Source organism: Erwinia sp. TECH1, assembly GCF_054057575.1.
The window spans coordinates 2,860,846-2,878,236 of the sequence record NZ_JBSRZK010000001.1; the positions used below are offsets into that span (position 1 = coordinate 2,860,846).

Annotated in this window: 16 protein-coding genes; 5 read left to right on the plus strand and 11 right to left on the minus strand. The window is 54.9% G+C overall.

The features are described from left to right. Window positions 1-17 precede the first annotated feature (17 nt). From flhC to ACVWZ0_RS13550, 8 genes are all read right to left on the minus strand, one after another. Complete coding sequence (flhC, locus tag ACVWZ0_RS13515) at window positions 18-596, minus strand: flagellar transcriptional regulator FlhC (protein ID WP_125287944.1); 579 nt, start codon at window positions 594-596, stop codon at window positions 18-20. Continuing rightward, the gene (gene flhD / locus ACVWZ0_RS13520) at window positions 596-949 is read right to left on the minus strand and encodes a flagellar transcriptional regulator FlhD (RefSeq protein ID WP_253460647.1); all 354 of its coding nucleotides are present in this window, start codon (window positions 947-949) and stop codon (window positions 596-598) included. The genes flhC and flhD overlap by 1 nt, the downstream gene beginning before the upstream one ends. 930 nt (window positions 950-1,879) lie before the next feature. Then, entirely contained in the window at window positions 1,880-3,304 is a 1,425-nt protein-coding gene (otsA, locus tag ACVWZ0_RS13525) for an alpha,alpha-trehalose-phosphate synthase (RefSeq protein ID WP_253460644.1), read from the minus strand. Further along, window positions 3,279-4,082, minus strand: coding sequence for a trehalose-phosphatase (gene otsB / locus ACVWZ0_RS13530; protein WP_253460640.1), 804 nt, complete (start codon window positions 4,080-4,082; stop codon window positions 3,279-3,281). Before otsB ends, otsA begins: the two co-directional genes overlap by 26 nt. A gap of 427 nt (window positions 4,083-4,509) precedes the next feature. After that, complete coding sequence (locus ACVWZ0_RS13535; RefSeq protein ID WP_253460637.1) at window positions 4,510-5,682, minus strand: HD-GYP domain-containing protein; 1,173 nt, start codon at window positions 5,680-5,682, stop codon at window positions 4,510-4,512. 213 nt (window positions 5,683-5,895) lie between these two features. Continuing rightward, window positions 5,896-6,147, minus strand: coding sequence for a hypothetical protein (locus tag ACVWZ0_RS13540; RefSeq protein WP_253460634.1), 252 nt, complete (start codon window positions 6,145-6,147; stop codon window positions 5,896-5,898). Between the two features lie 115 nt (window positions 6,148-6,262). Next, window positions 6,263-6,511, minus strand: a complete 249-nt coding sequence (gene ycgZ / locus ACVWZ0_RS13545) for a regulatory protein YcgZ (protein ID WP_253460631.1) — start codon at window positions 6,509-6,511, stop codon at window positions 6,263-6,265. 293 nt (window positions 6,512-6,804) lie between these two features. Continuing rightward, the gene (locus tag ACVWZ0_RS13550; protein ID WP_253460628.1) at window positions 6,805-7,719 is read right to left on the minus strand and encodes a manganese catalase family protein; all 915 of its coding nucleotides are present in this window, start codon (window positions 7,717-7,719) and stop codon (window positions 6,805-6,807) included. 504 nt (window positions 7,720-8,223) lie between these two features. On the opposite strand from ACVWZ0_RS13550, the gene ACVWZ0_RS13555 reads away from it, so the two are divergent. Continuing rightward, complete coding sequence (locus ACVWZ0_RS13555; protein WP_253460625.1) at window positions 8,224-9,309, plus strand: aldo/keto reductase; 1,086 nt, start codon at window positions 8,224-8,226, stop codon at window positions 9,307-9,309. Between the two features lie 215 nt (window positions 9,310-9,524). Beyond that, complete coding sequence (locus ACVWZ0_RS13560; RefSeq protein ID WP_253460622.1) at window positions 9,525-10,409, plus strand: ROK family protein; 885 nt, start codon at window positions 9,525-9,527, stop codon at window positions 10,407-10,409. A gap of 241 nt (window positions 10,410-10,650) precedes the next feature. On the opposite strand, the gene ACVWZ0_RS13565 is transcribed toward ACVWZ0_RS13560, so the two are convergent. Beyond that, complete coding sequence (locus tag ACVWZ0_RS13565; protein ID WP_253460619.1) at window positions 10,651-11,343, minus strand: DUF421 domain-containing protein; 693 nt, start codon at window positions 11,341-11,343, stop codon at window positions 10,651-10,653. Between the two features lie 364 nt (window positions 11,344-11,707). Here ACVWZ0_RS13565 and umuD point away from each other — a divergent pair, with 364 nt between their 5' ends. Together umuD and umuC are read left to right on the plus strand one after the other, a co-directional pair. Beyond that, window positions 11,708-12,142: a translesion error-prone DNA polymerase V autoproteolytic subunit gene (umuD, locus tag ACVWZ0_RS13570; RefSeq protein ID WP_253460616.1), complete on the plus strand. Its 435-nt coding sequence runs from the start codon at window positions 11,708-11,710 to the stop codon at window positions 12,140-12,142. After that, window positions 12,126-13,388, plus strand: coding sequence for a translesion error-prone DNA polymerase V subunit UmuC (umuC, locus tag ACVWZ0_RS13575; protein WP_253460613.1), 1,263 nt, complete (start codon window positions 12,126-12,128; stop codon window positions 13,386-13,388). The genes umuD and umuC overlap by 17 nt, the downstream gene beginning before the upstream one ends. Here the strand turns inward: umuC and ACVWZ0_RS13580 are convergent. Beyond that, window positions 13,361-14,557, minus strand: a complete 1,197-nt coding sequence (locus tag ACVWZ0_RS13580; protein ID WP_253460609.1) for an MFS transporter — start codon at window positions 14,555-14,557, stop codon at window positions 13,361-13,363. The genes umuC and ACVWZ0_RS13580 overlap by 28 nt on opposite strands. A 276-nt stretch (window positions 14,558-14,833) precedes the next feature. Between ACVWZ0_RS13580 and ACVWZ0_RS13585 the strand changes: the two genes are divergently transcribed. Next, the gene (locus ACVWZ0_RS13585) at window positions 14,834-15,718 is read left to right on the plus strand and encodes a LysR family transcriptional regulator (protein ID WP_253461292.1); all 885 of its coding nucleotides are present in this window, start codon (window positions 14,834-14,836) and stop codon (window positions 15,716-15,718) included. 79 nt (window positions 15,719-15,797) lie between these two features. On the opposite strand, the gene hemB is transcribed toward ACVWZ0_RS13585, so the two are convergent. Further along, a complete protein-coding gene (gene hemB / locus ACVWZ0_RS13590; protein WP_253460606.1) occupies window positions 15,798-16,775 on the minus strand; it encodes a porphobilinogen synthase in 978 nt (325 codons plus the stop codon). Window positions 16,776-17,391 lie beyond the last annotated feature (616 nt).

Here is a 17,391-nt window from a genome sequence, read left to right on the forward strand (position 1 = left end):
ACTCCACGTGGCGAACATTAAACGGCAAGTTTTACCTGTTCATCCAGCAGTTGTGAAATGTTATCGGCAGGTTCTGCGATAAGTTTACGTCTTTTTACCGCACGAGAAGGCGGCTGGCACAGGCTGCAAACAAAGCTGCCGACCGGCTGGTGCGCGTGGTTAATAAAGCTTCCGCCGCAGCATTTGCAGTCGGAAAGCTCCAGCATGCCGCTCTCAACAAACCGGACTAAGGTCCAGGCGCGGGTGAGCGCCAACAGCGGGCCTTCGTCCTGTTGCGGGCATTGCTCCAGGTAGAGACGGTAGGCTTTAATCACCGCGTCCACACCGGTGCTCAAACCGCTTTTGAGTAAAAACTGCCAGGCGTTACAGAACATAGAAGAGTGAATGTTCTGTTCCCAGGTCATAAACCAGTCGGTAGAAAAAGGCAGCATGCCTTTTGGCGGCGGGCTGCCGCGCAGTTCTTTATAAAGTTTAATTAAGCGGCCGCGGCTTAGCTGCGTTTCGCTTTCTAACATTTGCAGGCGAGCGCCTAAAGTAATTAATTCAATCGCCAGCTGAATATCACGCGCTTCCTGAACAATACTTTTTTCACTCATTAACTCGCCCTCTTTTTCGGCAGTTCGTCATTTTTAGCTGATGCATTACGCAATAAACGGCTGGATAACAAAATGCCGGTGTGGATTTGCTGCAAATCATCCACGCGAGATTCCTGAGTTAAGCGATTAATCGTTACGTGATCGGTAAAGCGAAACTGGCATATCAGCTGATTTGTCTCGGCCAGCTTCACCATTTCTGGCAGCGTTAAGTGAGCGAGCGCATCGGCCATCTGCTCATCAATGCCCAGACGAAACATTGCTGAGGCTTTTTCCTGATTAATAAGGCGTTGAGCAAGTAATAAATAAGACAAGTTGATATCGTAAATATTTTTTAGTAATTCTGATGTACCCATTTTTATCCGTCCTGACTGACACGACTTAAACGTTGGCGGATTGCGCCGCTACCTTTGTTGCTGCTGGTAAATCTTATTGTGGCAAAAAATTAAGTGGCAAAAGCCAAACGTTCGCGAAGCTCCAGGCGGCCCTGAAAGCGGCCTGCAGAAAGTAGTCATTAACTCATTTTGCCGGTTACTGCTCCCTTGTTTTCGTCCGCTTCCCTGACGTTCTCCCTGACTGAAAGTTGCTCTGGTTTAGGACTATTCCGAAAACAACGCAACTTTATCTGCTCTAATTTCCGGATACAACGGAGGCCAGCTAAAATTTTAGATAAAGTGTGATCCAGATCACACTTTTGGGGGTAATTTGACAAAATTATCCTTCAGAAACGCTGTTGATTAGTTCACTAACTAAGCAAATTTGGACTTTTTTGTTAAATTTTAACTCTACGCGATCATTTACCGATGAAAATGGTTCCTTTTACGTCGATTGAATGGAGGAATGATGTGTTTACGCGCACAACTGGATGTAAAAACGCATAAAAGACAAATATGCAGAGGAATATGCTGATTTTTGTATGTTAAGCATGTGTAAATCGTAATCACCAAAGGTAACTATCGACAGGGGCAATGATGCGTGCAGAGTAAGATATTGCAGGTTTACGGCAGGAAGTGTTTAGGGAGTGTAAGCCGCGTCAGCCCTGTGTTTAGCGGGTGCCAGCGGATGTAACCAGGGGTAACATTAGCAACGCGAATGTTTGTGCCAAAAATTTAACCTCAGGCAGTAGGTATCGGCACGCGCCTTGTTTTCTTTAGTAAAAAGTGATTTTTTTCCTTTTTTTTCTTTCCGGTGGTCCTTTTAAGGCACTTTTTTGAGCAATACGGACTTAAAAAATTAAAAAAAAGGGCGACCCACGGTCGCCCCTAAATTAACTGGCATGACTTATGCTAGACGGAGAGCGTCGCCGCTTTATCCGCCCCGCCCTGTGCCTGGCTACGTACCGGCAATGCCTGGAGATCTTTCAGATAGGATTTGCGCCAGTGCGTAATATCGTTCTTACGCAGCACGTCCATCATGTCGTTGTAGCGTGAGATACGCTCGTCCAGCGGCATGGTTAACGCCTGGTTCAGCGCGGCAGCCACTTCATCACGATCGTAAGGGTTAACGATAAGCGCGGAGGTCAGCTCGTTGGCCGCCCCGGCAAAGCGTGACAGCACCAGTACGCCAGGATCTTCCGGATTCTGCGCGGCCACATACTCTTTTGCCACCAGGTTCATCCCGTCACGCAGCGGCGTCACCAGACCAATATCGGTCAGGCGGAAGATTTTCATCAGCAGGCGGCGATCGAAATGCTGGTTCAGGTAGTAAAGCGGCGTCCAGCCCAGCGTGCCATATTTACCGTTAATGCGGCCTGCTTCCGTTTCCAGCTGATGACGAATATCCTGATAGGCCTGCACGTCGCCGCGCGAGGTTGGCGCAATTTGCGAATAGCGGATTTTCCCACGATGCTCGGGGAAGTTTTCCAGCAGCGCTTCATAGGCAAGGAAACGCTCCGGCAGCCCTTTCGAGTAGTCCAGGCGCTCACAGGCAATAATGTTTTTGGCGTCGCCGAGGTCGCGTTTCATCGCGGCCATCTTCGGCGGCAGCGGCCCTTCAGCCATCTCTTTAATGCTGTCCGGCTCGATGCCTATCGGATACACCTCGGTAGAGAACTGATTGCCGAACGCCACGTGCGTTTTGCCGTTGGTCTGCACGTTGGTCAGCAGCGCCAGTGACTCCAGGAACGCCATACGGTCGCTCTCGGTCTGGAAGCCCAGCAGATCGTAATCGCACATCATCTCCAGCAGCTCATTATGCGGCGGCAGCGCGTTGAAGATTTCCGGCGTCGGGAAAGGAATATGCAGGAAGAAGCCGATGCGGTTTTTCACGCCCAGCTTGCGCAATGCGGCGGCGAACGGCAGCAGATGATAATCGTGGATCCACAGCACGTCGTCCGGCTCAATCAGCGGCAGCAGGCGTTTCGCCAGCATGGTGTTGACGTGACAGTAGCCATCCCAGGCCTCGCGCTGGAAGTTTACCAGGTCAAGGCGGTAGTGGAAGGCTGGCCAGACGACCGCATTGGAAAATTGCAGGTAATAAAGGTCGTAATCGTTTTGATTAAGGCCAAAAGAAGCGTAGGTGACGTTATCTTTTTCAAACAGATCCATCTCCTTGTCTTCTTCGCCGATCTCGTTGATTTCCCCATTCCAACCAAACCACAGGCCGCCGGTGGTTTTCAGCGCATCCATAATGCCAACGGTCAGTCCGCCCGCGCTGGTTTTTGACCCATCCGGTACGGCGATGCGGTTAGATACGACTACTAAGCGACTCATAACCTTGACTCCTTAATGACTTATCGTCTTGATCTAGTTTTAATAATGTTTGCTCAAGCCAGTGATAAACGGCCTCGACGTCAGCCAGGCGATAGCCCGCTTTTGTCTCACCTTCACCTACCTTGATTGCGATGCCGTCCAGGGCATTGACCGCTTCAAAACCTGCCTCATCGGTCAAATCATCACCTAAAAATACCGGCGTTCTGCCGGCAAAAGGGGCCTGCTGCATAAAATCGGCAATGGCGGCACCTTTACTGACGCCTTTCGGCTTTAGCTCCACCACGCATTTGCCTGGCTGTAGCGCCAGCTCGGGAAAGCGTTGGGTCATCGTTTCCGCCAGCGTCAGGATAGCCTGCTGATAGTGCGGTGCGCGGCGGTAGTGCAGCGCAAATGCCATGCCCTTCGTTTCCAGCTGCGTATCCGGCATCTTCGCCACGGCTTCGCTCAGCAGCGACGTCAATGAGGCAGAGACGTCGTCCGGCAGGGAAAGCCGCTCGGTATGCCCGGCTGCATCGCGACGCTCCGCGCCGTGCACGCCGGCCAGCGGAAAGCGCAAAGGCGCCACCAGCGCATCCAGCTCGCGCGTCGGACGGCCGGAAACCAGCGCCAGCGCGCCGTCGCTCAGTTCGGCCAGGCGGGAAAGCGCGGCTTTGGCCGCAGCAGGGATAAAAACCTCTTCCGGGCGTGACTGGATAGCGGCCAGCGTGCCGTCCACATCAAAGAAAAAAGCGTAACGTCCTTCAGGCACTAAAGGGGGTACGGATTCCAGCGTATTCACAAATATTCCTCCTGATTATGTGTGCCACGGCGCTACGTCGGCCCAATGTCTGGACTGACGTTGGCGGAAACAGACGTCAGGTCTGCTTTGCCCACAACGCACGAGGAAAAAATTTTTGTCAGCGGATGTGGCGGAGCGAGAAAGAGGATGCGTTAGAGAGGGTATTCGGCGCTGATTCCTTCTGCATAATCTCTGCACGCCTCGTGCAGTCTGTCTCATCTCGTTGCCACATACGTAACAACATCAGCTATCAGTATAGTCACTGATAGCGGCTCTGCCAGACGTGCTGGCTCCGGGGCCGCTTGTTACGCCTCTAACATGGCAAATAATCGCGACAAAAACCCCAGGAGTAATACGAAATTGTGAAATTTTTGGTAGAAACAGGAAAGTTGGTGTTGAAATGTTAGCGCGCTGTTGTTCCTGCCCGTCAGGCGACGGGCGACATCCACAGCGTATTCAGGTTGTAATGGCTCCAGGTCTCCGCCTCTTCCGGCCCGGCAATACTGTCCCAACAGTAGCGATCGGCCAGATCGATTACTTCCGGCCGCAGCATATGATTGGCGGAAAGCGAATAGAACACGCAAACCCTGGGCAGCAGCAGCGAGCTTTCGCCCGGTTCAATCACCACGGCCACGCGACCGGAAGCCAGACGCACGATTGAGCCGACCGGATAGATGCCGACGGCTTTCACAAAGGCGTAAAAGATTTTGCGATCGAAATGCCCTTCCCAGCTGGCCATCTGGTGCATCGCGCTGGCCGGATTCCAGCCCGCTTTATAAGGACGATTGGAGGTGACGGCGTCATAGACGTCGCAAATCGCCGCCATGCGCGCCAGCTGGGAGATATCTTTGCCTTTCAGGCCGTGCGGGTAGCCGCTGCCGTTGATTTTTTCATGATGATGCAGCGCCACGTCCAGCACCGCTTCGTTTTCACCGCTGCGGCGCAGCAGATCCTCGCCCATGACCGGATGCTGTTTCATCACGTCGAACTCATCGTCCGTGAGCTTGCCGGGCTTGTTGAGGATCTCCAGCGATACGCCCGCCTTGCCGACATCGTGCAGCAGGCCGGCCGTGCCTGCCAGGCGCGTCTGTTCATCATTGAGGTTAAGCTGGCGGGCGAGCGATACCATCAGCGCGCAGACCGCCACGGAGTGCAGGTAGGTATAATCATCGTGCGTTTTCAGCCGTACTACGCTCAGCAGCGCGGCCGGATGGCGGCTGAGGGAACCGCCGATTTCGTCCACCAGCGGCAGCGTGCTGCGGGTATCAATCGTTTTACCGAGGCGCGCATCGTTAAACATGCTCATCACTTCGCCTTTGGCATGCAAGCAGATCGCCTGCGCCTGCGCGATCTCTTCATGGATACCCGATACCCTGGGCAGGGCAAGCTGTTCGTGAAGCGGATCCTGACTGTCCGGGCCACGCCCTTTCTCCAGATCGATCCAGACTTCTTTTATGCCGCTTTCCACGATGACGTCAATCTGCTGCTGCGTGGTAAGCAGCATATGGTTACGCACGAGGGGATGCTTCAGCCAGAAAACTTCCAGCTTGTGCACGTACATGCCGGTGCGCAACTCGTGTATCTGAATTCTTATTATCATTTCCCCCCTCCTGCCCCTCCTGCCTTTTCCTCCAATCTGCACAGGTATCGGCGGCACGAAAAAAACCTTCAGCCATTGTCGCCGCTTATTTTGCTTTTTTCGATTTATTTACATTGCCCGGGGCAGGCTGTTCGCCAGCCTGAAAAGGTAAGTCGTTTTCAGGCTGGAAGGCGAAGAAGGCATTACGCCGTACGGAGGTCGGCTTCGGGAAGATTAGTGAATAACGTTGTCGTCGCTGGCGGAACGGCGATTCAGGGCTTCACCGGCGCTGACCTGAGCATGGCGAAGCTCTCTGATAGCGGCAAGGCAGGCTTTGCGGTGCTCTTCATCCGTTTGTCGGGCCGCCAGCGCGCGCAGTTCATTAATAAGCGAGGCAAGATTAAGCGGGCGCTGCTGCTCAAGAAGCGCCAGCGTGGCTTCTCCCAGCATCAGATCCCGTAATTTTTCAGAATGGCGATGGTCCATGGAAACTTCTCTGGCTTGTCTGCCGCGTGGATCGCTTTCCGCGTGGCAGGACGGAACGCCTGAACCCACGCGGAAAGAAAAAGCAGGTCGAACGAGCGGTGGGCTACGCGGGCGTTTAGCTTTCGCGACCGAACAGCATAGCAATCAGTTCGTGATGATGTTTTTCGAGGTCGGGCTCACTGACATCGGCCAGGCGGCTCAGCAGCTTTGCACAGATTGACTGGCGATTAACCGTCATGCCGGATTTTAAAATCTCCATCACTACCTCACCCAGCGTTTCCTGATGAGAAGGTACAGCAGCGTCATGGGCGCCGAAGTAGAGGCTCATGTCCGCAGTTTGTGTGTTGAAATTATCCTGACGCATAATGGATCCTCTTAAGCAGGTGAAAGAATGCCCGAAGGGGGTAACGTTTCTACCCTGTACAGCTTTTCAATTAATGTACAGTATCTTAAAAGTCTGGGGCGGATTTTTTTGCAAAAAATGCTTTTTTGAGACATAAAAGGCGTTATTTGGTCACATTTTAGTTAATAACTAACAACCTTTTCTCAAAATATTTAGCCGGTTATAACAAAAACAGGAAATGACAGGCTTAAGCGCAAACTTGTACAACCAAGAGTAAAAACGGGGGAGAACGGCTGTCTCCCCGCGATGACGCCTTATTTTTTCGGTACGTTTACTGCAGATTTGCCTACGGTTTCGTTTTCGATTGGCCCTGATGCGCCAAGATCGGTGCCGGTGACCGGATTCACCGTGGTATCGGAAGCGGTACGCAACGCCAGATTATCCAGCTCGGTTTTCTGATCGGACGGCAGCGTGATGCTGGCATAACCGTCGCCGCCATCTACCGCCGGTGCCGGATCGGCTACGTAGGTGAAGTTTTCGTCCGAGTTCCAGCTTCCACGCACCTCGCCGCCTTCTGACATATTGTAATAAACGTTTGAGTACTGCTCGATAGGCGGCAGCTTGCCGACCGGGAAGTTATTACGAATGGAATAAAGCGCCTTTTCAAAAGAGATCTGATGCGCAACTTCGCGGGTCATCAGAAAGCCTAACGCATCCTTAACGCCCGGATCGTCCGTTACGTTAATCAGGCGCTCATAGAGGATTTTAGCGCGCGCTTCGGCGGCGATATTAGAGCGCAGATCGGCTGTAGGTTCGCCGATGGTATCAATATAGGCTGCCGTCCACGGCACGCCGCCGGAGTTGGTCAGCGCCGGGCCGCCGCCGTAAAGAATCGACGTCAGGTGGCTGTCGTTACCATTGCCGGTGATGGAGCGGTACAGCTCGCCCTCTTCTTCCGTGCCTTCGGCCAGCTTGCCTTTGGCGCCTTTGTTCAGCATCCCGACCAGCGAACCGATAATTTCCAGGTGGCTCAGCTCTTCGGTGGCAATATCCATCAGCATATCGCGACGGCCTTCGTCTTCGTCCGACAGGCCCTGGGTAAAGTAGCGGCAGGCCGCGGCCAGCTCGCCCTGTGGCCCGCCGAACTGTTCCAGCAGCAGGTTAGCCAGTCCGGGATTTGGCTCGGCAACGCGAACGGTATACTGCAATTTTTTTACGTGTCTGAACATAGCTCACTCCAGTCAGAAAAGGCTTCCGGCAATCTGCTCTGCGGCAGATCTCTCCGCTCTTTATTGCTGGTTTTCATACCTGAGTTATGGCGGCAGAAATAGATTACATGGGGTATTTCTGCTTGAGGATATTCAACGTCACTATTCAGGTTTAAAAACCTCGTTTAAAGCATAGTTTACTTTTTTCCCCTGCAAGGTATCTGAGCGGAAAGTAAAACGAATAAGATTAGTCCTGGGGCGTTAATTACGACCAGGGAAAAACAGAATTGCGTCCTGCCAGGCTAAATAGCTGTTTTAACCCGCCGTCTTAGCGAAATAATTATCATTAAGATTGCCATGCGAATTACGCAGCGATGATTGCTGCCGTATGGGATTTCTTATTTCGTGTTTGCCGGAATAAAACACCTGAATAATCTGCATTTGTACGAAATAGTTTCCGCGCGGCCTGGTCTGGTTTTTTGTGGTCTATGCTTGCCCTCGGGTTTTCATAGTGAGGAGAAAGCAATGAAGTACAGAAAACTGGGCCATTCCGGCCTGATGGTTTCTGAGCTGACGCTCGGGACGTTAACCTTTAACGGCCAGGCCGGCTTTGAAAAAACCGGCAACGTCGATGTTCGCCAGGCCCGCCGTTTTATTGAGATAGCGCTGGAACGAGGCGTCAATACCGTGGACACGGCCGACCTTTATTCCAAAGGCGGGGCGGAAGAAACGCTGGGCGAGGCGCTGGGTGGCAATCGTCAGCGCGTTATCCTGGCCACGAAAGCCCGCAGCCCGATGAGCGACGATCCTAACGACAGCGGCGCCACACGCTTTCATCTGATTAAGTCCTGCGAGAACAGCTTAAAGCGTCTGAAAACGGATCATATCGATCTCTATCAGATCCATAACTGGGACGGCGTGACGCCGGTGGAAGAGACGCTGCGCGCGCTGGAAGATCTGGTGAAAAGCGGCAAAATCCGCTATTTCGGCACCTCGAACTATACCGGCTGGCAGATGATGAAAACGCTGGGCTGCGCCGAGGTGAATCATCTGCTGAAGCCGGTAAGCCAGCAGATTTACTACACGCCGGAGTCGCGCGAGGCGGAGTTCGAGCTGCTGCCGATGGCGCTGGATCAGAATATCGGCACGCTAATTTGGGGGCCAATGGGCGAAGGTCTGCTGACCGGCACCGTACAGCGCAACGTGAAAACGCCAGCGACCTCCCGTCAGGGCAACGGCTGGCCGGAACCCTACGTGCACGATATGGAGCACGCTTACCGGGTTATCGACGTGCTGACCGAAGTGGGCAAAGAGCATAATGTATCAACCGCGCGGGTCTGCCTGGCCTGGCTGCTGACGCGTCCGGGCATCACGTCGCTGATTGTTGGCAACCGCACCGAACAGCATTTACAGGACAACCTGGCCGCAGCGGAGCTGACGCTGAGCGAAGCGCAGATCAAACGTATTGAGCAGGCGACGCGTCCTGCGCCGCGCTATCCGTACTGGCACCGTTTCACCAGCGGCATGGACAGACTGGATCCTGCGGAAAAAGTTTTTCTGGATGAGTATCAGCAAACGCTGGAAGAACGGAAAGATCTCGACCGTAAATAATCTTTTTGCGGCTAACGAACCCGGCTGACGGGTTCGTTTTCGCGTTTATCGTTGGCCCTTTTATATCTTGTTCACCTGCCTTTATATTCCGCCTTAATCCGTAGCCTCGCCCGTAATAAAAAACAGGCCGCCGCACTTTTGTTATCGCTGTCCGCACAACGCAACGGCGCAATTGGTCTGCGGCTATACTGATAAAAAAACAAAAGGAGAAGGATATGAAACTTGCCGTATTTGATATTGGCGGTACCTCGTTAAAAATGGGCGTTGTAACGGATAAAGGCGACATTCTGGCCAGTGATAAAGCGGATAACGAAGGATCGCGCGAGGCTATTCTGGGCGCTATCCTGGACTGGCTGGAAAAAAAACCCGGCTGCGAAGGCATTGCCGTTAGCGTGCCGGGCTATGTCGATCCGCACAACGGGTTTGTGTCGATGGGCGGCACGGTCAGGGCATTTGATGATTTCCACCTGAGTAAATGGCTGACGGAAAAAACCTCCCTGCCCGCCACCGTGGAAAACGACGCGCACTGCGCCCTGCTGGCCGAACGCTGGCTGGGTAAAGCACGCAATATGTCCGATTTTTTGATGATCACCATCGGCACCGGGCTGGGCGGCGCGGCCTTCTGCAACGACGCGCTGGTACGCGGCAAGCAGGATCGCGCCGGCGAGTTCGGCTGCCTGCTGGTGGCGCGTCCCGCTGGCGGCAGCGTCAGCCACTATACGATGGGCGACAACTGTACGATGACCGCGCTGCGCAAAAGCTATGCGCTGCACAGCGGGCGTGATGTGGACGAGGTCAGCGGCAAAGACGTTTTTTCCGGCTGGGATAATAAAGAGCCGGTCGCCACCAGGCTGGTCACCACCTTTTATCAGGATCTGTGCGCCGGCATTTATAACCTGGCGAACGTATTCGATCCCGAATGCATTTTTCTGGGCGGCGGCATCACCGAGCGCGAGGATTTTCTGGAGGAGGTGAAGTTTCATCTGGCCTGGTTCGGCAAAACCATCCCGGTGGATACGGCCACCTTCGGCAACGATTCCGGGATGTTAGGCGCGGCCTGGCACTTCCTGCAAAGTAACCAGCGCGATACACACGGCTGACAGGCGTATCAACGCGCACGGGCGCCATTGGCAAGGCTAAGCCCAGCAACATCGCTGGCGCGCTTGTCAGGCAATCCACAGGCGCCAACGGCAAGGCTCGCCAACGCTCGTCAAGCAGCTCACGGGCGCCGTCGGCAAGGCTAAGCCCAGCAACATCGCTGGCGCCATTGGCAAGGCTATACCAATAATTCTGTCAGCGCTCGTTGGGCAGCCTGCCGTTATGCTGGCTACGTCAGCCTCGCTAGCGCGCCCGTTGGGTGGTCAGCGCCAGCGACCAGAGATTGCGCTGGCAGCGGGGGCAACTCAGCTGCTGCTGCGCCTGTAGCCGCTGCGTTTCTCCGCAATGGTTGCAGGCGTAGAGGCCATCTGCGGGCACGCAGGTATAATCCTGCCGATGTTGAGGCGGCAGCACGGAAAGGCCCGGCCGCACTTCTTCGCGATCGTAGTAATAGGCGCTGATATCGCCGTCCAGCTCGATCAGCGCCAGCCGGATCTGACCCAGATGCTCCACGCCCTCCTGCCGCAGCTCCATAAAGAATTCGTCCTCAGAAATGTTCAGCCCGTCCAGGCTGTCCAGCACATACAGACCGTCCTGAATCAGTGTGATCACTTCGCCCTCCACCCATCGGGCGACCCGTGAGCTGCGTGCGGTCAGAAAAGTCGTAAAACGATAAAGTACCAGCAGCACCAGGAAAACCATCGCGACCGGCAGCACAGGCACATCATCATAAAAAGTGACGTCTCCTGAGGCCGATCCCAACGTCAGGATAATCACCAGCTCAAACAGCGACAGCTGGCGAATGCCGCGCCTGCCGGAAACTTTCAGAAAGAGAAAAACAACGATGTAGGCGAAGAGTACCCGAACCGCGACCTCGCCTAAAAAAGTAATGGAAAGATCGTTCAAGAAAAAGCGGTGCCAGTCGAAAGAAAACATAAGCGTGCGTGATTATCCCAAAGAAAAAATGATAAGGCGTCAGTGGAAAAGTTGATATTTTATGACATTTTCCTGCGCAGAAAGCCATTATTAAGATGCATAAAACGAGGCTGGTGGCCGTGCATCCACGCTGAATTTTACTTAGCGCAAAAAAGAAATAAGCGGCTCTTATCCTTCTGCCCCGGCACAACTATTATTTCCGCTGCAGTATAAGCTGCTTTATTAACCGGGGACGCACCTTTAAGAAAAAGCGAATAAATTCCTGTTATTACAATCTGTTGCCGGAAAGTTCCGATCAATGCCTTGCCTGCCGCCCGCATTCAGCGATACTGTATATAAACACAGTTAAACCGGAATAAGCATTATGCAGCCGATTTCCCCTGCTGAAATTATGGAAGATCTTTTTTTACCGCTGTTTATTGAGCGCGTACCCTGCGGCTTTCCCAGTCCGGCCCAGGATTATATTGAGGACCGTCTGGATTTGAATAAGCTGGTGCTGCGTCATCCCAGCGCCACCTATTTTATCAAAGTAAGCGGCGACTCGATGATTGAGGCCGGGATCGGCCATGACGATCTGCTGGTGGTGGATCGTTCGCTGACCGCAGAGCATGGCGATATCGTGGTGGCGGCCGTGGCCGGTGAATTTACCGTTAAAGAGCTACGCCTCCGCCCTTTTTTACAGCTGATGCCGCGCAATCGTCACTATTCTCCGATTACGTTTCACGATGCGGAAGAGCTGGAAATTTTTGGCGTGGTCACTTTTATTCTGAAATCCACCAAAAATGTTCGCGCTGGTTGACGTCAACAGCTTTTATACCTCCTGCGAAACGGTGTTCCGTCCCGATTTGCGCGGCAGGCCGGTGGTGGTCGTTTCCAACAACGACGGCTGTATTATTTCCCGATCGGCCGAGGCAAAAGCGCTGGGCATTAAAATGGGCGAACCTTATTTTAAAATTAAACAGGATCTCCAGCGTCAGCAGGTGCAGGTTTTCAGCTCAAACTATGCGCTGTATGCCGATCTCAGCCATCGGGTGATGACCCTGCTTGGCGAGCTGGCGCCTGCGAGCGAAATTTACTCTATTGACGAGGCTTTTCTGGATCTGACCGGCGTCAGCAACTGTCTCTCGCTGGAGGATTTTGGCCGCGACATCCGGCAGCAGGTGCTGAAAGCTACCGGCCTGACGGTCGGCGTCGGCATCGCGCCAACCAAAACGCTGGCCAAGCTTGCTAACTATGCGGCGAAGAAGTGGAGCAAAACCGGCGGCGTGGTCGATCTCTCCGATCCGGCGCGCCAGCGCAGGCTGCTGCCGCTGGTGCCGGTTGAAGAAGTCTGGGGCATTGGCCGTCGCGTCGGCAAGCGTTTGCAGCTGATGGGCATTAAAAACGCGCTGGATCTGGCCGACAGTCCCGTCCCCACCCTCCGCAAGCACTTCAGCGTGGTGATGGAGAGAACGGTGCGCGAGCTGCGCGGCGAATCCTGCCTGGCGTTAGAGGAAATGGCACCCGCTAAACAGCAGATCGTCTGTAGCCGCTCTTTCGGGCACCGCGTCACCGACTATCAGGATATGCATCAGGCGATCTGCGCCTGGGCCGAACGCGCGGCGGAAAAGCTGCGCGGCGAGAAACAGTATTGCCGCTTTATCAGCGTTTTTATCCGCACCAGCCCGCACGACGACAACGGCACCGGCTATAACAACCAGGCCTCCGGCAGGCTGCTGCTGCCCTCGAACGATACGCGCGATATTATTCGGGTGGCGACCGAGGCGCTGGACCGTATCTGGCGCGAAGGCGAACGCTATATCAAAGCGGGCGTGATGCTGAGCGATTTTTACAGCGAAGGCGTGGCGCAGCTGGATCTGTTTGCCGAAACGCAGCCGAAGGCCAACAGCGCGGCGTTAATGACCGCCATTGATACGCTGAACCGCTCCGGCAAAGGGAAAGTCTGGTTTGCCGGCCAGGGCATTGAGAAAAGCTGGTCGATGAAGCGGGAGATGCTCTCTCCCGCCTGGACCACGCGCTACAGCGATTTGCCGACGGCGAAGTAAAACCAGCGACGGGCCAGCCCGGCAAACAGCGCCGACAGCACCAGCAGCGCCAGGCCGAAGGCGAACGGACTCCACCAGCCGGCCGCGTCAAACAGCAGGCCGCCCAGCCCCGCGCCAAGCGTGATCGCCATCTGGATCACCGCCACCATCAGGCCGCCGCCCGCTTCGGCATCGTCGGGCAGCGCGCGGCTTAGCCACAGCCCCCACGCCACCGGCGCAGGCGTCGCTACCAGCCCCCAAAGCGCCAGCAGCACGCCGGTCAGCAGCAGAGAATGCCCCAGCGCGATCAGCAAGGCGGCCAGCAGCGCCATGCCGAGCGGAATGGCGATCAGATAAGCGTAGAGGCGGCGCTCAAGCAGCGTACCGATAAGCCAGGTGCCGATGAGTCCCGCCCCGCCCAGCAACAGCAGCAGCAAAGAGAGCTGGTTGACGTTGGCGCCGGTAACGGTTTCCATAAACGGGCGCAGATAGGTAAAAATGCCAAACTGCCCCATAAACAGAAACATAATGCCCGCCATGCCCAGCGCCACGGGCGGCCGAACAAGCAGGCGCAGCGGGTTGGCGGCTTTGTTGCGGCCGTTGCCGGGCAATGATGGAATGCTGCGCCATTGCCAGATAAAGGCGATAACGGCCAGCGGCACCACCATAAAGAACGCCCCGCGCCAGCCAATATACTGCCCAAGAAAACTGCCCAACGGCGCGGCGACGGTAGCGGCCAGCGCGTTACCGCCGTTGATCAGCGCCAGGCCCTTCGCTACCGCGTGAGCAGGCACAAGGCGCATCACCGTCGCCGTCGACATCGACCAGAAGCCGCCAATGGCGATCCCCAACAGCGCCCTGCCGACCATAAACATCAGGCCATTGGTCGAAAAGGTTACCGTCAGCCCGGAAAGCGCCAGCAGCAGCGTAAAGGCGATCAGCACTTTTTTACGATCGAAACGCCCGGTCAGCGGCGTGTTAAGCAGGCTGGTGAGCACGGCAAAAAAACCGCTGACGGAAATTGCCTGTCCGGCATGGCCCTGACTGATCCCTAACCCCTGCGCGATGGGCGTCAGCAGGCTGACCGGCATAAATTCTGAGGCGATCAGCACCACTACGCCAAGCGCCATCGAAAAGACGGCGCCCCAGGCAGGGTGATGACGAGATTGTTCCGCTACAGCACTATTCATGAACGATTCCGATATTATTAACACTTGCGCTATTTTGCACGCTGGCCGGGTTAATGATTAGACGGGCGTAATCGCATGTAATTGTGAATTTTTTGCATCAATCAACGAACGCAAAGCCTCAAAGACCCGTGAGCACGCATAAAGAGCGGCACTGCAGGGCTTTGGAGTTTTGTGCGCCGCAGGCAGGCGAAGCGGTAAAAGAGATAGAGTAATGCGATCGGATGGGGTAATTTTTACGCGCTTGTGAAATTTAATCAGCAATTCTGCGTGGATACTATGAACGATATCGTGGCCTTTCTGGCCGTTGCCCGGGCGCAAAGCTTTACCAAAGCCGCCGCCGGTCTTGGCGTCAGCCCTTCGGCGCTGAGCCATACCATTCGCAATCTGGAAGAACGGCTGGGCGTGCGCCTGCTGGCGCGCACCACGCGCAACGTTGCGCCTACCGAAGCCGGCGAGCGTCTGTTGCAGTCGGTTGGGCCGCTTTTCGATCAGATTAACAGCGAAATTGACAGCATTGGCGAGCTGCGCCATACGCCTGCCGGTAATATTCGCATCACCTGCTCAGACGACGCGGCGGAAAATTTGCTGCGGCCGATACTGCCCGCGTTTTTCAACACCTATCCTGATATCAGCGTAGAGATCTGCATTGATTACGGCTTTACCAATATTGTCAGCGAGCGTTTTGATGCCGGTATTCGTTTAGGCGAATCGATCAGCCGGGATATGATCGCCGTGCGCCTCGGGCCGGACTGGCGTCTGTCCGTGGTCGGCGCGCCGGACTATTTCCGCCGCAATCCACACCCTGTCGTTCCGCAGGATCTGACCGCCCATCGCTGTATTAATATCCGGCATTCGGTCGGCGGCAGTATTTACGCCTGGGAATTTGAAAAAGACGGGAAAAAACTGAATATCAAGGCCAACGGCCCGCTGTTGTGCAACAGCAATATTCATATCCTGAACGGCGCGCTGGACGGTATCGGCCTGGCCTGCATCCCGGATTTTATGGCGAAACCCCATATTGAGGCGGGTCGGCTGGTAGAGGTACTGGCGGACTGGTGCCCGACGTTTGAAGGATTTCATCTTTATTATCCCAACCGTCGCAACACTTCTTCGGCGTTTTCCGCCTTTGTGGAAGCGGTCAGGTATCGCGGGCCGCGCTGAGATGCGGTTATCCGGGCAGAACAGGTAAAACCCGCCCTGCCCGGTGATTAACCCTGGTGGCTAAAATGAAGCGCTACGGTTACAGCAGGTTTTTCTCGGCCAGATCCAGCGCAAAGTAGCTGAAGATCAGATCGGCGCCCGCACGCTTGATGGCGCCCAGGCTTTCCAGCACCACTTCGCGCTCGTTGATCGCCCCCGCCTGCGCGGCGAACTTCAGCATCGCGTACTCGCCGCTGACCTGGTAGGCCGCCAGCGGCAGCTCGGTACGTTCGCGCACGTCACGGATGATATCCAGATAGGCACCCGCTGGTTTTACCATCAGCGCGTCCGCGCCTTCGGCCTGGTCGATTAACGACTCGCGGATCGCTTCGCGGCGGTTCATCGGGTTCATCTGATAGGTTTTGCGATCGCCCTTCAGCGAGGTGCCTGCCGCTTCACGGAACGGGCCATAGAAGGAAGAGGCGAACTTAGTGGAGTAGGACATGATAGCCGTATCGGTAAAGCCCGCTTCATCCAGCGCGTGGCGGATAGCCGCGACCTGACCATCCATCGCGGCGGAAGGCGCGATAAAGTCGGCACCCGCGCGCGCGGCGGCAACCGCCTGCTTGCCCAGGTTAATCAGCGTGGCGTCGTTGTCCACGCCATGATCGTGCAGCACGCCGCAGTGCCCGTGCGAGGTGTATTCGCAAAAACAGGTATCGGACATAACGATCATTTCCGGGACGGTCTCTTTACAGATACGGGACATGCGCGAAACCAGCCCGTTTTCCTGCCAGGTATCGCTGCCGTCGGCGTCGGTATGATGAGAGATGCCGAAGGTCATTACCGAACGGATGCCCGCTTTCGCGATGCGCTCGATCTCATAGGCCAGACGTTTTTCCGGAATACGCATCACGCCAGGCATGGCCTGAATCGCTTTATAGTCGTCCAGACCCTCTTCAACAAAGATCGGCAGCGCCAGATCGTTAATGCTGAGCGATGTTTCCTGAAACAGCGAGCGGAAGGAAGGCGTTTGACGCAGGCGTCGTGGACGAAGAATTGGGGATAGAGTCGACAAAACAACCTCGGTTTAGCAGATAGTCAGCGGCAGAGAGGCGCCGCAGGGATAAAAAGAAAGTCCGTTAACAGTATACCCACAGGCGCTTTCTGACAATGTCTGTCGCTTTTCTTCACTGGCGAACGGCACAGAATGCCTGGGTTGTAATCCGCGACGCCGCCTCTGTTGGCCGCGCTGAAATAAGTAACAGACAGGCGGTAATCCTGGTGAGAATTTTCATGATCGGACGCCATGACATCCTGAAATTTTGCCCGGCCTTGTAAAGCCTCTGGCCGCTAACGCTAATCGTTTTTCGGGTGTGGTTCAGCACTCAGTCATTTTGTGGGCTTATCAGTTCAGGCACGGCAAATGAAGGCGGACAAAAAGCAGCCCCAGCCCTGAGCCATAACGCTCATCCCGGAAATTGCAGTTCCAGACGGACGTTGCGCAGAACTGGCGCTAAAGACGTTTCGCCACGGACGGGTTTCCGCCTGACGGCCCATTTGCGCAAGCGCCCCTTTTTTTAGGTCTATACTCAGTGAGCCAGGTATATGATTTAAGTAGACAATTTGCTGTCACCGGGAAAAGGGAAACCTTAAATTTATAATATATATGCTTGTTTTTGTTGTATTTTTTT

What these genes read in the sequence shown, in the direction of transcription:
- flhC (WP_125287944.1), bottom strand. Translation starts at nt 596, where the DNA reads ATGAGTGAAAAAAGTATTGTTCAGGAAGCGCGTGATATTCAGCTGGCG.
- flhD (WP_253460647.1), bottom strand. Translation starts at nt 949, where the DNA reads ATGGGTACATCAGAATTACTAAAAAATATTTACGATATCAACTTGTCT.
- otsA (WP_253460644.1), bottom strand. Translation starts at nt 3,304, where the DNA reads ATGAGTCGCTTAGTAGTCGTATCTAACCGCATCGCCGTACCGGATGGG.
- ACVWZ0_RS13535 (WP_253460637.1), bottom strand. Translation starts at nt 5,682, where the DNA reads ATGATAATAAGAATTCAGATACACGAGTTGCGCACCGGCATGTACGTG.
- ACVWZ0_RS13540 (WP_253460634.1), bottom strand. Translation starts at nt 6,147, where the DNA reads ATGGACCATCGCCATTCTGAAAAATTACGGGATCTGATGCTGGGAGAA.
- ycgZ (WP_253460631.1), bottom strand. Translation starts at nt 6,511, where the DNA reads ATGCGTCAGGATAATTTCAACACACAAACTGCGGACATGAGCCTCTAC.
- ACVWZ0_RS13550 (WP_253460628.1), bottom strand. Translation starts at nt 7,719, where the DNA reads ATGTTCAGACACGTAAAAAAATTGCAGTATACCGTTCGCGTTGCCGAG.
- ACVWZ0_RS13555 (WP_253460625.1), top strand. Translation starts at nt 8,224, where the DNA reads ATGAAGTACAGAAAACTGGGCCATTCCGGCCTGATGGTTTCTGAGCTG.
- ACVWZ0_RS13560 (WP_253460622.1), top strand. Translation starts at nt 9,525, where the DNA reads ATGAAACTTGCCGTATTTGATATTGGCGGTACCTCGTTAAAAATGGGC.
- ACVWZ0_RS13565 (WP_253460619.1), bottom strand. Translation starts at nt 11,343, where the DNA reads ATGTTTTCTTTCGACTGGCACCGCTTTTTCTTGAACGATCTTTCCATT.
- umuD (WP_253460616.1), top strand. Translation starts at nt 11,708, where the DNA reads ATGCAGCCGATTTCCCCTGCTGAAATTATGGAAGATCTTTTTTTACCG.
- umuC (WP_253460613.1), top strand. Translation starts at nt 12,126, where the DNA reads ATGTTCGCGCTGGTTGACGTCAACAGCTTTTATACCTCCTGCGAAACG.
- ACVWZ0_RS13580 (WP_253460609.1), bottom strand. Translation starts at nt 14,557, where the DNA reads ATGAATAGTGCTGTAGCGGAACAATCTCGTCATCACCCTGCCTGGGGC.
- ACVWZ0_RS13585 (WP_253461292.1), top strand. Translation starts at nt 14,834, where the DNA reads ATGAACGATATCGTGGCCTTTCTGGCCGTTGCCCGGGCGCAAAGCTTT.